Origin of the sequence: Streptomyces pseudovenezuelae (assembly GCF_001513955.1) — a bacterium.
Lineage (GTDB): Bacteria > Actinomycetota > Actinomycetes > Streptomycetales > Streptomycetaceae > Streptomyces > Streptomyces pseudovenezuelae.
This window is the reverse complement of record NZ_KQ948150.1, coordinates 624,616-637,480: the sequence shown is the minus strand read 5'-3', so window position 1 is coordinate 637,480 and position 12,865 is coordinate 624,616. Positions and strand designations below refer to the sequence as shown.

General features: G+C 68.4%; 13 protein-coding genes and 2 pseudogenes. 7 read left to right on the top strand and 8 right to left on the bottom strand.

Features of this window, described 5'->3' with window-relative positions:
• The first annotated feature begins 14 nt into the window (after positions 1-14).
• Together AQI94_RS30795 and AQI94_RS30790 are read left to right on the top strand one after the other, a co-directional pair.
• Positions 15-446 (top strand): nuclear transport factor 2 family protein, encoded by a 432-nt coding sequence (locus tag AQI94_RS30795; protein WP_031045259.1) that lies wholly within the window; start codon positions 15-17, stop codon positions 444-446.
• On the top strand, positions 443-1,300 hold the full coding sequence (locus tag AQI94_RS30790; protein ID WP_031045261.1) for an NAD(P)H-binding protein: 858 nt from the start codon (positions 443-445) through the stop codon (positions 1,298-1,300). Before AQI94_RS30795 ends, AQI94_RS30790 begins: the two co-directional genes overlap by 4 nt.
• An 86-nt stretch (positions 1,301-1,386) precedes the next feature.
• Here the strand turns inward: AQI94_RS30790 and AQI94_RS30785 are convergent, their stop codons facing one another.
• From AQI94_RS30785 to AQI94_RS30770, 5 genes are all read right to left on the bottom strand, one after another.
• Positions 1,387-1,827, bottom strand: coding sequence for a hypothetical protein (locus AQI94_RS30785; protein WP_051832211.1), 441 nt, complete (start codon positions 1,825-1,827; stop codon positions 1,387-1,389).
• A 229-nt stretch (positions 1,828-2,056) separates the two neighbouring features.
• Entirely contained in the window at positions 2,057-2,293 is a 237-nt protein-coding gene (locus AQI94_RS30780) for a hypothetical protein (RefSeq protein ID WP_031045267.1), read from the bottom strand.
• A 190-nt stretch (positions 2,294-2,483) separates the two neighbouring features.
• Positions 2,484-2,993, bottom strand: coding sequence for a thiamine pyrophosphate-dependent enzyme (locus AQI94_RS43240; RefSeq protein WP_234438788.1), 510 nt, complete (start codon positions 2,991-2,993; stop codon positions 2,484-2,486).
• A 343-nt stretch (positions 2,994-3,336) separates the two neighbouring features.
• A complete protein-coding gene (locus tag AQI94_RS30775) occupies positions 3,337-6,030 on the bottom strand; it encodes an RICIN domain-containing protein (RefSeq protein WP_031045271.1) in 2,694 nt (897 codons plus the stop codon).
• Between the two features lie 789 nt (positions 6,031-6,819).
• Positions 6,820-8,028, bottom strand: coding sequence for a DUF2207 family protein (locus AQI94_RS30770; protein WP_158806253.1), 1,209 nt, complete (start codon positions 8,026-8,028; stop codon positions 6,820-6,822).
• 288 nt (positions 8,029-8,316) lie between these two features.
• On the opposite strand from AQI94_RS30770, the gene AQI94_RS44750 reads away from it, so the two are divergent.
• Entirely contained in the window at positions 8,317-8,478 is a 162-nt protein-coding gene (locus tag AQI94_RS44750; RefSeq protein ID WP_158806254.1) for a hypothetical protein, read from the top strand.
• Between the two features lie 295 nt (positions 8,479-8,773).
• On the opposite strand, the gene AQI94_RS30765 is transcribed toward AQI94_RS44750, so the two are convergent.
• A complete protein-coding gene (locus tag AQI94_RS30765; protein ID WP_031045277.1) occupies positions 8,774-9,430 on the bottom strand; it encodes a response regulator in 657 nt (218 codons plus the stop codon).
• 108 nt (positions 9,431-9,538) lie between these two features.
• Positions 9,539-9,679 (bottom strand): annotated as a pseudogene (locus AQI94_RS46730) (two-component sensor histidine kinase); the annotation flags it as partial.
• A gap of 45 nt (positions 9,680-9,724) precedes the next feature.
• Here AQI94_RS46730 and AQI94_RS46725 point away from each other — a divergent pair.
• Positions 9,725-10,123, top strand: a pseudogene (locus AQI94_RS46725) (transposase); the annotation flags it as partial.
• Between the two features lie 157 nt (positions 10,124-10,280).
• Positions 10,281-10,631, top strand: a complete 351-nt coding sequence (locus AQI94_RS30755) for an HflX-like GTP-binding protein (protein WP_225890300.1) — start codon at positions 10,281-10,283, stop codon at positions 10,629-10,631.
• 95 nt (positions 10,632-10,726) lie between these two features.
• Here the strand turns inward: AQI94_RS30755 and AQI94_RS30750 are convergent, their stop codons facing one another.
• Positions 10,727-11,059 carry a winged helix-turn-helix transcriptional regulator gene (locus AQI94_RS30750; RefSeq protein ID WP_208611869.1) on the bottom strand — a complete coding sequence of 111 codons (333 nt, stop codon included), beginning with the start codon at positions 11,057-11,059 and terminating at the stop codon, positions 10,727-10,729.
• A gap of 218 nt (positions 11,060-11,277) precedes the next feature.
• Between AQI94_RS30750 and AQI94_RS30745 the strand changes: the two genes are divergently transcribed.
• Together AQI94_RS30745 and AQI94_RS30740 are read left to right on the top strand one after the other, a co-directional pair.
• On the top strand, positions 11,278-11,949 hold the full coding sequence (locus AQI94_RS30745) for a lysophospholipid acyltransferase family protein (protein WP_031036016.1): 672 nt from the start codon (positions 11,278-11,280) through the stop codon (positions 11,947-11,949).
• Between the two features lie 327 nt (positions 11,950-12,276).
• Positions 12,277-12,849: a dihydrofolate reductase family protein gene (locus AQI94_RS30740; RefSeq protein ID WP_037940873.1), complete on the top strand. Its 573-nt coding sequence runs from the start codon at positions 12,277-12,279 to the stop codon at positions 12,847-12,849.
• The last annotated feature ends 16 nt before the right edge of the window (positions 12,850-12,865 follow it).

Sequence of the window (12,865 nt, the reverse complement as noted above, 5' to 3'; positions counted from 1 at the left end):
CGACGGAGATCCCCATGCCCGCGATCACCACCTCACCCGCGGACCTGTACCGCCACAGCCTGCGCCTGCTGCTGGACAAGGACATCCCCGCCTGGGTGGGTCTCTGGGCGGAGGACGGCATCATGGAGTTCCCCTTCGCCCCGCCGGGCCGGCCCCGGCGGCTGGAGGGCAAGGATGCCGTCGCCGCGTACATGCGGCCCTATCCCGACCACATCGACCTGCACGACTTCCCCGAAGTGCGGATCCACGAGACCACCGACCCCGAGACCATCGTGGTGGAGATGCGCGGTGTGGGCCGCGTGGTCGCGACGGACGGCCCCTTCGAGATGACCTACGTCGCCGTGGTGACCGTACGGGACGGGCTCATCGTCTCCTACCGGGACTACTGGGTCCCGCTCGCCGCCCTCGCGCTCGACGGCACCGGCCTCGGGGAGGGCGACCGATGACCACCGGCTCAGGCGCAGGAACCACCCTCGTCGTCGGCGCCACCGGCACCACCGGCAGCCGTGTCACCGCACAGCTCACCACCGCCGGTCACCGTGTCAGGGCCGCGAGCCGCCGCTGCACCCCCCTCCCCCAGGCGGATCCGGTCCGCTTCGACTGGTACGACCCCGCCACCCACACCGACGCCCTGGACGGAGTCGACCGCGTCTACCTCGTGCCGCCCGTGGGCGATCCGGACCCGGCGGCGGTCATGCTCCCCTTTCTCCGGCAGGCCCGTACAGCGGGCGTCAACCGTGCGGTGCTGCTCAGTTCGTCGGCCGTCCCCGAGGGTGGTCCGGCCGTCGGGGCCGTGCACCGGGAGCTGCCGGGTCTCTTCGACGCGTGGGCGGTCCTGCGGCCTTCCTGGTTCATGCAGAACTTCACCGGTACGCACATGCACGCGCTCGGCATCCGCGAGACCGGAACCATCCATACGGCGGCCGGGAAGGGCCGGGTGGGCTTCGTCGACGCCGAGGACATCGCCGCCGTCGCCGTGCGTGCCCTGACCGACGTACGCTCCCCCGACTCCGACTTGGTCCTCACCGGGCCGCAGGCGCTCAGCCACGACGACATCGCCGCGGTCGTCACCGAGGTCACCGGCCGTCCTGTCGTACACCGTCACCTGACCCACGAGCAGCAGTGCGACCGTCTCGCGCCGCTGGTGGGGCGGGAGTTCGGCGAGCTGCTGGCCGGCATGGACCTCGCCATCGCCGACGGCGCCGAGGACCGCACGACCGACGTGGTCCAGCGCCTCACCGGGCGGCCACCGCACGACTTTTGCACGGTACTCATCCGGGAGTCGGCGGCCCTCGGCTGACGTCGGTCAGAACGCTCCCACGTGCCCTTGCCACCCGGTCGCGATCTTCGTTTGGCACTGGTTTCCACCACGTGCCGGTGCCGGCGTCAGCCCCGCCACCTGTCCCGGAGCAACCAGGTCAGCCGTTCCGTGAGGTGGTGACGCCAGAGCCACCACGGAAGTCGGCGGTGGGCGACGAAGGACCACAGGTCGTCGTCCGCTTCGTTGCCCCGCGGGCAGTCGCGGAGGAGGTCGAGGCATCGTCGGTCGACGGTCCGATGGAGGCGGGCGACGTGTGCCAGAGCGATGACGCCCTGGCGCCGGATCTCCGGGTCCTTCGCCTCCAGCGCCCTGCCGACCCGGGGCAGAATCGTGTCCGCGTCCGCATGGTTGAGAGCGAGCGCGATCACGGCCACCCCGACGAGCGGCTCGCCCCGGCCGAACGCGGCATCGACCTCCTCAGGCCGAGCGGTCCAGCGCAGTGTGGAGGCGTCCTGCCAGTTCAGGACCGTTGCCGGATCGACGGGGTCGCTCTCCTCCAGGTGCACGTCCCGACCCTACCGAGCCGTACCCGCACGAACATGCGATATACGAGCGGCCCCTCACCCGTCCGACTCACCACGCCTCAACTCCCCCGGCACGAGGTTCGGCACGTGGCGAGGTGGAGACCGAGCCGGGGCAGCCCGACGGAGGACCTCGGCCACGTGATCAGCGACGAGACCGCGCCGTCCGCCGACGAGTCCGTCTGTCTGCGCGCCCCACGCAGCGGCGGACTCGCTACTCGGTGAGGCGGACCGCCTTCTTCACCTCAAGCTCCACGCCTGCCCGTACCGTGCCCAGCTCCTTCGCGTGCACGGTGACCGCGCCCTGCACGTCCTTGGCCAGGTCACGCCATACCTGCCACGCGGTCTCGTAGGCGGGAGGGTCGCCTTTGGTGCGCAGGGCTTGGGCAGTCGCGTGCGCCTGGTCGGCGGCGCGTTGCTTCTCCACGAGTTCTTCGAAGGTGTGTGCCACGTAAGGACCATAAGCCGTGCACGACTCGTCCCCTCGCCGCGACGTGCGCAACAGGGGGCCAGCCCGCCTACTCCAGCCGCACCGCTGCGAAGCCATGATCCACCTCGCTGTGATCGGCCCCATGGCCTGCAGGCTCACCGGTGCTGCCACCCCGAACGGGCGGGGAACCTGACCCGGGACGGAACGCGAATCACCGGACCAAACGCTCATCAGGACGGTGGCTGCCATGTGGGTGAGTCGCGCCTGGTTGGCGGAACGGCGACGACCGCCAGTGCGGCCGTTTCTCGGGGCAGCGGGCGGTCGCAGCGAGCGGTCCTGGGCCACCAGGCGCGGGGCGTTTCAGAGGTGTTGCTCGGTGGCCCGGGTGCGGGGGTACTCGTCCTGGCGCTCGTCGGTGATGTACGCCGGGATCGGGAAGTCTCACCAGCCGGGGAGCCACGGGCCCGCGGCGTCGCGGTCCGCGGGGACCTCGATCAGGGCGGGGCGCCGGACTGGACCGCCTTGCGCAGGGTCGGCTCCAGGGACGCGGCATCGTTGACCTTCCACGACTCAAGTCCGAAGGCCCGGCCCATGGCCGTGAAGTCGGGGCTGTACGGGGAGCCGTCGGGGTGGGAGAACTCGGTGTCATCAGGAAGTCGCCGTCGCCGAGGACACGGACGACCGGGCTGTCCGGGCGGGCGAGCTTGGCGCCGACACCCACCTCGCCTCCGGTGGCTTCTCCTCCATGGGCTGGGCCATCCCGGCCGCCGTAGACCGGCAAGGTCTGCTTGACCGCTCCCTGGGTATTGCCCGACCCGGCGAAGATGATCGCGTGGCGCGGGAGCACGTTGCGCAGGGCGCCGAGCGGGCACTGGGAGGTGAAGGGGAAGCGGTCGCTGTCGCGGCGGCCGACGGAGATGACGACGTCGGCGGAGCTCGCGATCCGCCGGCAACCGAACACCGTCGGCGTGCGCCGTCCGTGTTGGGCTGATGCTCCACGAACCGCTCGGCGGCCGCCCCGTGCAGGGGCGACCGCCGCCGTTCGCGCTCTTCGGTTCACTCGGTCACTGGATGGTCCAGGCCTGGTTCGACTGGTTCAGCGCCATCCACTGGTCGATGGCAGCTCCGTTGGTCGTGGAGTTGCCGCCGACCTCCAGCGCCTGCCGGCTCTCGAAGTTGCGGATGACGTACCCACCCGTGGTCGGCTCGAAGTACCACAGCTGGTTGTTGCCGCCGTTGTAGGTGTACTGCTGAAGGGCGGCTCCTCTGCTGTGAGTCGAGGCGTTGATGTCCAGGGCCTTGCCGCTGTTCCTGTTGACGATCTTGTAGAGCTGACCGGTGACCTGCACGATGTTCCACTGCTGGTTGGTGCCGTTGTTGCTGGGCCACTGGACGACGTGCGCGCTGTTGTCGGTGGAGGCCTGGTACACGTCCGCCACCTGCCCGCTGTTGACGTTCTTGATCGTGTAGTACGTCGTCGGATTCACGTTCGGAGCGCCGGTCGCGTCCTCCAGGGCGCCCGCGGCCTGCTGCACGCTGAAATCTGAGAAGAAGAAGTACGCGCCGTCGGTCTTGGCGACCCGCACGTAGCGGAACTTCTGACGGATGTCGATGTTGCCCGTCAGCGTGGAGGCCATCGGCAGGGTGGTGCTGCCCTGACGTCCCACCACGGTGTAGGTGGCGAACGACGGGTCGTTGGAGGCGCGGATCTCGAAGTTGCTGCGCGTCTCGGGCTGGTCGATGTCCTGGCGCATCGTCAGGGAGTACTGGCCGAGCTGGTAGGCCTGGCCGAGGTCGACCTGCCACCAGGCCGAGGTGTCGGTCCCGGTCGGCGACCAGCCGGTGGAGCTGTCGTTGTCGTTCGCCTTGGACGCCGCCACACCGGAGTTCAGGACGGTGGAGGCGGAGGCCGGCTTGTTGTAGGCGAGGTTGAGCTTCGCCGACAGGGCTCGGTAGGCGGGCTCCAGCCCGGAGGCCTGGATCACCGAGGTGCCGGACGCGGCGTTGCCGGACAGCGTCACGTCGCCGCCGTTGGCGTTCTGGTTGATGAAACCGTCCGTGTGCGAAAGCACGTTGTTGGAGACGGTCATGTTGTTGGAACCCTCGTCCAGGTAGACGCCCGACACCGCGGAACCGCAGGCGGCCGGACCCCGGACCGCGTCGTGCACGTAGTTGCCGCTGATGACGGTGCCCGGGTCGTTGGAGAGGTGGTAGATGCCGGCGGTGTCGCACAGCCGGTTCACCACGTTGCCGATCCGGTTGTAGCTGATGCTGTTGTTGCCCTCGGCGTTGGCCGCGGACTGCCAGCCCCAGCCGAGCGAGATACCGGCCCACGGGGTGTCGCTGATGTCGTTGTGACTGATGGTGGTGCTGTTGACGAAGCCGGCGTTGATGCCGGCGGTCCCCAGGTAGTCCTCGCCGATCCGGGTGATCAGGTTGTCGTTGACCGTGACGTTCTTGACGACCTCGCGGGCGTCCTCACCGGCCGGGGACGTGGGCGGGTTGTAGACGGTGTGGTACTCCACGGTCGGGTCGGAGAACTTGCCCACCGTGATGCCGTTGCCCGCGATGTCGTACACGACGTTGCCGGTCACGCTGCTGTCGTGGACACCGTGGTGGAGGTCGAGGGCGGTGGAGCCCATCTGCGTGAAGGTGTTGCCGGTGAAGGAGACACGGTCGGCGTCCGCGACATGCACCCCGGCCGGTGGCCGGTCGACGTACTGGTGGTTCGAGGGATCGGCCGAGAGGTTGAAGTTGCCGCCCTGCCCGTTGAGCAGACCGTTGTTCGTCGCTTCCATCCAGGTCGTCTGAGCGAACGTCACGCCCGAGAAGCGCAGGTCGTGGACCGGGGCGTCCAGACTGGTGCCCTTGACTTCCACCAGCGTCGGCAGGGTGGGGGCCTGCACGGTGGCCGTGGACATGTCCTCACCGGCTCGCGGCTTGTAGTAGACCGTCTGCGCAGTCGTGTCGACGTAGAACTCGCCCGGCTCGTTGAGGAACTCGTGGCTGTTCTCGAAGTGCAGCGGGGAGCCGTTGGCCAGGATCGGGTAGGGCCGCTGGAAGAGGATGCCCGCCTCGTGGTCCTGGATGGACACGTTGGCGGTGCCATTGGCGGCGGTGAACGACTTCAGCCGCAGGTAGTTCTCCGCCCACTGCAGCTCCAGGACCATCTCGGTCTGGCTGAGGTTGCTCCAGTTGGAGATCTGTGAACTGAGCACCTGGAGCAGCTTGTTGGTCTTGTCGCTGCCCTGGAGCTGGAAGTCCGAGCCCAGGTCGGGGTACCGCGCGCGGGTGGCGCGCACTCCGTTGACGTACAGCTGCCGGAAGTTGAGGCTGCCCACGGACGCCTTGTACTCGCCGTTGCCGACGGCGGTCCAGCCGGTGAGGGTCCGGCCGCTGCTGATGACGGGCGTCTCGCCGTTGTACGCCTGGTAGACGACGGTGTGGCCGTTCGTGCCGGAATCGCTCGTGCCCAGCGTGATCGGACTGGTGAGGCTGTAGGTGCCGCCGCGCAGGTTCACGACGATGTCGCTGGACATGTTCGCGTTCGAGGCGCGGACGGCGGCCTGAGCGGCCTGGACGGTCTTGAAGGCGGCGGTGAGGCTGGTGCCGGAGTTGTTGTCGTTGCCGCCGGTGGGGTCGACGTAGAAGTTCGTCGTGGCCGCCTGGGCGGGCTGCACGGGCAGGACGGTCGCGAGCACGACGACTCCGGCCGCGAGGGCCTTCGCCAGGTTCGCGCCGATGCGTATGGATCTCATGAGTTGCATTTATCGAGGGCATACAGGGGCCGCGTCAAGAAGATAGGCAGGCATAATTAACAATCGGTCTGGGATCAAACGGCTTTTGCTAGCTTAAATAGCCCTAAATGGAGGCCACTTATTTCAACATTGCCTTAATCCTTGAGGAGGATGAGTACTACTCATTGGCCTCGGCCAGCGACGGGGCGACCTCACGGACAGACGCTGTCCCCCGGTCACGGATCCTCAGGTCGCTCCAGCAGATCGCCGGGCGGCGCGTGCGGCGTGGAGGGCCTCGGTGTGCTTCTGACCACGGCGGGGCGCCCTGGCCGAGGAGAGCGAGCACGTCCTCGCCGTTCTGGAGCGCGTCGGAGTGAGAACGCCGTGCTCCTGCTGAAACAGCGTCGGCTCAACGTCCCGAACAGCTACCGCTACCACCTGCTGGGCGCCCCGTGCCGGATGGCTCGTCGGCCGTCTCGTTGTTCGACGCCCCGCTCGCCACTGTCGTCGCGGACGGGCTGCGCGAGGCGATGAACCGCGACGGCCTCGGCGCTCTGCGCGATCTCGCGTGGGTTTCTGCGCCGGAGCCCGGCACCTACCGCGAACTCCTCCTGCCCGCCTACCGCAACGCAGGCTTGACCCCGTGCATAGAGCACGCCCCGCGGACCGCCTGCTCCGTGACCGGATCCCGCAGGCTAGCGTCCGGGTGTCGTCCGCGGTCACCACGTGGATGAGGCCGTCGGGCAGGACAGCGCCTTGGTACGGCCAGTCCCCGGCTCGGCCTCCGGTGGCCCTCTCTGCACCGATCCATCACCGTGGCACGGCCTCGACCACGCTGATCCGATACACCTTTCGACGGCGGGGACTGCAGTGGACATCGACGACGTCTCCCACCCGGAATCGGTCCTTGAGTTCCGGGTTCGTTTCGCCGGAAAACATCGGCCGTCTCCACTGATGGACTTCGAAGGACCATGCCCTATGCGACGCCGGGTCCTCGATGGCGCAGCAGTAGTGCGTGATATCGGTCAGCGGGTCGTCGTAGTGGGTGTTGTAGTCCCAGCGGCAGATGACGACACCGTGAAACCGCATCTCGGCGGGAACTGCCTGGACACGGCGGCGGGCCGGGAGCCACAGGACCCACAGCAGCGCGCCGACCAGTACCGGAGTCGCGGCGAGTACCCCACCGTTGGAAAGGTGGCCGAAGAGGCTCGCCCAGACCGTCGCGATGCTGACGGCGCAGACGGTCAGGGAAAGGATGACGAACTGCCACGTGTGGCCCCAGCGCGGCGGGTCCAGCGGCTCCGTGTCCACGACGTGCCACGATCTGCCGTACGAGGACCAGATCTGGCGCGGCTCACGTACGGGCAGCGCCGACTCGGGGCCCTCCGCGCCCACTTGTCGTTTCGGAAGCCTGTGCTCTGCAGCGTCGGTGTCGTTGCGCCACTCCCGTGCGGCCTGTCGGCCGGCGGCTGTCAACCTGGGGTCGGACGTCAGCCGGAACGGCGGCCATCGCAGCACGACCATCACACCCAGCTGCATGGCAATCACGAGGAAGCCCCCCGCCGAAGGGGGGCACCACGGCAGGACGGCACAGAAGAGCCCGACCGCGACCGCGAACAAGGCACATCGCAGCAGCCACGTCGTCTGTTTCTCGCGCGCGGGCCGTATCAGCTTCAGGGCCATCGCCTCTTCGCGGACGCTGCGCTGGAAGCCACGCCACCACACCCAGAACTCGTCACCGTCCCCCGGTCCGAGAGCGCCTATCGGTACCCGGTCGACGCCGTTTCCGCAGCGGTGTCGGACGCGTTCGACCAAGAGTTTCTCGAAGGGCCGCATCGACGCCGGGCGGGCTTTCCGGGGAAGCGGCCGTACGGTCACCGTGCCGTCGGCTTTCTGTTCGGCCCGCAGCCGGTCCTTGCGGACCATCTCGAGGGCGGTCGTCTCGATGGCCTTCGGCGTGACCACGCCATCCCCAAGAAGCAGGTTCACCACAGCCGCGGGCAGCTCTTGGTATTCCACCCATCCCCCTGACGTGTGCCGAGACCTGGAGAGGTCAGATGCAATTCCGTTGCGCCTTCGCCGACTTGGGCCTCATACGCCGTGAGTCGATGCGGTGTCAGTGGCCCGTTGGGCAGGGGCGCAGCGGACGCCATCCGGGCGTTCTTCGACTGTAGGTGGCTGTGGGCGATCATCGCATCGGGGAAACTACGTAAAAAGGCGCAGCCTGCCGCCCGCGCCGGAGGGGTCGCGGCCACGGCTCCCGTGCAGACCGTCACAGTGCAGGAGTAGACCTCAAAGTTCCTGGCCATGGCGGCCTGCACGGATCCGATCGGCGTCGTCGCCGACTGGACCGATCTGACCGCGCCGGGTATAGCCCCGGAGCCGGCTCCGCTGCGGGCGCTGCTCAGCGGCGAGTTCCTGGCGGGCATCCGCCGCCAGGTGCGGCCTGAGGTGGATCCGACAGGCTGACCCCCGCCCGGACGTGCTGCGCGCCCAGCGTGGCTGTGGCCGCCGCGGAACTCGTCTCCGACCTGGTGATCCTGCCGCGCCAACTACTCGATGGGACAAGTCAGGAGCCGGGCTGACGCGCCTCATCGCAGTTGCCCCCGGTGCTCCGTCGGTGCGGCTCCAGCCGGTGGAGCACCAGAAGGAAAGGTGACCAGCAATTCCTACACCTGGATCGCGTCCATCGAGCCCCCATGCGCCCCAGGGCGGTTCACTGCGAGTGAGAGAAATTTGCGAGGCCCATCGATCGTGGTGCTGGTCATGCGGGCCTGACCAGCCCGGTGTCGTAGGCGAAGATCACGGCCTGGACGCGGTCACGGGCGTCGATCTTGGCGAGGATGTGGCTGACGTGGGTCTTGACGGTGGATTCGGCGAGGTTGAGCCGTTCGCCGATCTCGGCGTTGCTCCAGCCGGAGGCGATGGCGGTGAGCACATCGCGCTCACGCTCGGTGAGCGCGGAGAGCATCCGCTCCTGCTCGGGGCTGCGGCCGGGCAGGCGGTCGGAGAAGGCGTCGATGAGCTTGCGGGTCAGGCCGGGTGCGATGACCGCGTCCCCGGCGGCCACCGCGCGGATGCCGGCGACGGGTTCGTCGGGCAGCGCGTCCTTGAGCAGGAAGCCGCTCGCTCCGGCGCGCAGGGCGGCATACGCGTGCTCGTCGAGGTCGAAGGTGGTCAGGACCAGGACATGGGAGCGGCCGCCGGCCTGGACGATGCGGCGGGTGGCCTCGATGCCGTCCATGCCGGGCATGCGGATGGCCATGAGTACGACGTCGGGGCGGAGTTCGGCGGCCTTGCGGACCGCTTCGGCGCCGTGGCCGGCTTCGCTCGCCACGGTCAGGTCGGATTGCTGTTCCAGGAGCATGCTGAAGCCGAGCCGCTGCGGCGCTTGGTCGTCGACGAGGAGAACGGTGGTCATGCCGGTTGGTTCTCCGTGTGAGCGGGGGGGGTGGGACAGGGGAGGGAGCAGACGGGCGCGGACGGTCCAGCCGCCCCGGGAGTTGCGTCCCGCGGTGACCTGTCCGCCGTAGAGGGCGGCCCGTTCGCGCATGCCGACCAGAACGTGACCGCCGGCTTCTCGGTCGGTCGCCCGCGGTGCTGCGGCGGGTCCACTGTCCTCGACACTGATGTGCACGGCGCCTGAGACGACGGCGATGACGACGCTCACAGTGGTGTCGGAGGCGGCGTACTTGAGGGTGTTGGTCAGGGCTTCCTGGTCACCGCCGGTCAGCGGCACGACAGCCCCCAGTCCCAGGCCGTCCTGGAGCGCATCAGAGTGCCCCGCATAGCCGTCGGCAGGCCGCGCTGCCGACCGGACCGGGTGCGGGCCGACAGAGCCTACGGGTCTCGAGCCAACCGCGAGTAACTGCGCAAACGCGGGATCCATTGCACGATCCCAGAGAAGTCCGACCAGATCCGCAACCGCAAGAAACTGGGCACCCGCGGGGGCCGTCCGCCGAAGTTCGACACGTCCGACTACCGCGAGCGCCACGCGGTGGAGTGCGGGATCAACCGCCTCAAGCGCCACCGGGCCGTGGCCACGAGATATGACAAGCTCGCCGTCCGCTACGAGGCCACCGTCACGATCGCCGTTATCAACGAATGGCTCTGACTTTGCTCGTCAGGCTCGATCAGTGAAACCCGGTATCGCTGCAGGCAGCCACAGATTTAGCCTGAGGCGCATGCATCAGCCTCGAAGGCGCGACCGACGCCTGGCTCCCCGTGTGCCGTCGGAGCCGGCCCAGCGCCGGTCGTTCAGGCTCACGGCCGTGGGCGCTGATGTAGTCCTGGTCGGCTACTTCTCTGCGAAGCAAAAGGACTTCGAAACGCTCATGGCGTCGGCAGCCACAGAGCTGGGAGCGCGCGGCGCACGGGTCGTCGCGCGGATTGTGCAACGGCGAGGCGTCTCGGACGGAGGGGTCCAGAAGATGGGTCTGCCCTATTCCTCGCGGACTCTGCTGAGCTACGGGAAAGTCCGCGAGGTAGCTCGGACCTGTGACCAGGCCGACGCAGACGCAGTGATCTTCGTTGCCTCCTTGACCGAGCGCCAGCAGCGCACGTTGACAGACATCCTTGGCCGCCCCGCTGTGAGTCTCTCCGACATCCTCGCTACCGACTGACAGCTCACTCGAAGCGGGCTTTTGAAACACGCCCTAGTGGTGTTCACGGGCGTCTGCGCTGACCCGGCGCCGACAGCCGATCGCTGATCCTGCGGTCAGGACCGGCCTGCTGGTGCCGCGGCGCGGGCCCGGTGCTCGCGGATCTCGTCGTGGTGGTCGGCGGCCCAGTCGATCAGGGAGGTCACGATCTCATGGAGGCCGCGGCCCAGCGGGGTGAGGGCGTACTCGACGCGCGGTGGAACCTCCGCGTAGGTGGTGCGGGTGATCAGACCGTCCTCCCGGAGCTGGCGCAGCGTGAGAGTGAGCATCCGCTGGGAGATTCCGGGGACCTGGCGCTGCAGGTCGGTGTAGCGCAGCGGGCCGGCCTCCACCACCGCGATGAGCAGCAGGCTCCACTTGTCGCCGACGCGGTCGAGTACCTGCCGGATGTCATCCGCCCGCGACCAGTACGAGCACCCCGAACCCCACGCACATCAGACCCGTCACCTGCGACTTCACGTTGCACAGTGCTCAATGGCGATCTGGGAGAGCGTCGTCTGTGAGTACCCGTACTCATGCGGCGCCGGGTCTCGGATGCCACGATGCCGATCACCGGCACGCCAGCAGGCAGCATCCGGCTTTCGAGGCGTCGAAGGAGTTCCAGCTCGTGCTCACCACCATCGCCCGCACCGTGGTCCCCGTCCTCGGCCGGCTCACCGTGACCACCGGTACGGTCGGCGCCATCGCCCCCGGCAGCGTCGTCGCGCCCAACCACACCGCACTGATCGATCCCGGACTCGTCCTGACAGCGCTGCGCGGCCTGGGTGCCGAGCCTGTCGTCCTCGCCACCGCCGGACTGTGGAGAGTTCCCTTCCTGGGCCGCTTCCTGACTCGGGAAGGTCACATACCGGTCCATCGAGGGAGCCGGCACGCAGCCGAGGCCCTCGACCTCGCGTCCCAGGCCCTTGCCGCCGGCCGTGTCGTGGTGATCTACCCCGAAGGCGGCATTCCGTGGCGCCGGGACTCCGGCGACCGCGCCCCTGAATCCTTCCGAACCGGCGTCGCCCGCCTCGCGCTCGCCACCGGCGCCCCTGTCGTGCCGCTGGGCCATGCCGGGGCCCGCCGGATCATCTCTGGCAGTGTGCCGAAGCAGATCGGTGGCCTGCTCACCGCGCCACTGCGCCGCCCGGCCCTGCACGTCCACCTGGCCGACCCCATCCATCTCACCGGCGACCTCCCCACCGCCACCGCCCGCCTGCATGCTGCCGTGCAGCACGCTTGGCAGCATGCGGTGAGCCAACTGCCGGCCCCCACGTCCCCGGCTCAGCCTGCAAGGTGACCTCTCATCACTCTCGGAGCACCCCTGACCTGCCGGACACGAGCTTCTGCAACACGCTTTGCGGAACGTGTATTCGCCCCGGCCGACACCGGCAGTCCGGACGAGCGCGGCTCTGCTGCAGTGAGCGTTGAGCGTTGAGCGTCTGGAAAACGGCTGGTCAGCGGGGCTGGTGTCGGTGGAGGGTCGTCTCCTCGGCTGGTCGTGGGCGGGTGCCTGTGGTGAAGATTGTCTGTCAGGCCGATGAAGGCCGATGAAGGCCGATGAGTTATGCCGCCACGCCAGGTCTACACGCAGTGAAACCAGTTCTGGAGGGCCCAGGAGGTCGAAGTGTCTAGATCAGTGCTCGATATGTCGGTGTCACTCGACGGGTACATCGCCGACACCGACGATTTCCTCGGCGGCGACGATGGCGAGCGGCTGCACAAGTGGGCCGACGCTGACGGGGAGTCCGGCCAGCCGTCCGGGCCGGCTATGCAATTCCAGGACGAATGGAATGCGGCCGGTGCGGTGCTCGCGGGACGGCGGACTGCCGAACTCATGGATCACTGGGGCGGCGATCACGGCGGTCTCCCGATCTTTGTGCCCAGCCACCGCCCGCCCGGGCCTGCCGCTCGCTGGGGTTATCCACTGGTGACGTACGTGACCGATGGGATCGAGAGCGCGATGGCACAGGCCAAGGCCGCAGCCGAAGGCAAGGACGTGCAGGTGCGTGGCGCGTACACGGCGCAGCGGGCGCTTGAAGCCGGGGTGCTGGATGAGGTGCAGATCCATCAGATCCCGGTGCTTCTCGGGCGTGGCCGTCGACTGTTCGATGTGCTGCCGTCAGAGATCGAGTTGGAGATCGTCCGGGTGATCGACACGCCGCAGGCCACCCACATCCGCTATCGCGTCCGTCGCTGAGGGCGTGGGCAGGCGA

What these genes read in the sequence shown, in the direction of transcription:
- AQI94_RS30795 (WP_031045259.1), top strand. Translation starts at nt 15, where the DNA reads ATGCCCGCGATCACCACCTCACCCGCGGACCTGTACCGCCACAGCCTG.
- AQI94_RS30790 (WP_031045261.1), top strand. Translation starts at nt 443, where the DNA reads ATGACCACCGGCTCAGGCGCAGGAACCACCCTCGTCGTCGGCGCCACC.
- AQI94_RS30775 (WP_031045271.1), bottom strand. Translation starts at nt 6,030, where the DNA reads ATGAGATCCATACGCATCGGCGCGAACCTGGCGAAGGCCCTCGCGGCC.
- AQI94_RS44750 (WP_158806254.1), top strand. Translation starts at nt 8,317, where the DNA reads ATGGCGGCCTGCACGGATCCGATCGGCGTCGTCGCCGACTGGACCGAT.
- AQI94_RS30765 (WP_031045277.1), bottom strand. Translation starts at nt 9,430, where the DNA reads ATGACCACCGTTCTCCTCGTCGACGACCAAGCGCCGCAGCGGCTCGGC.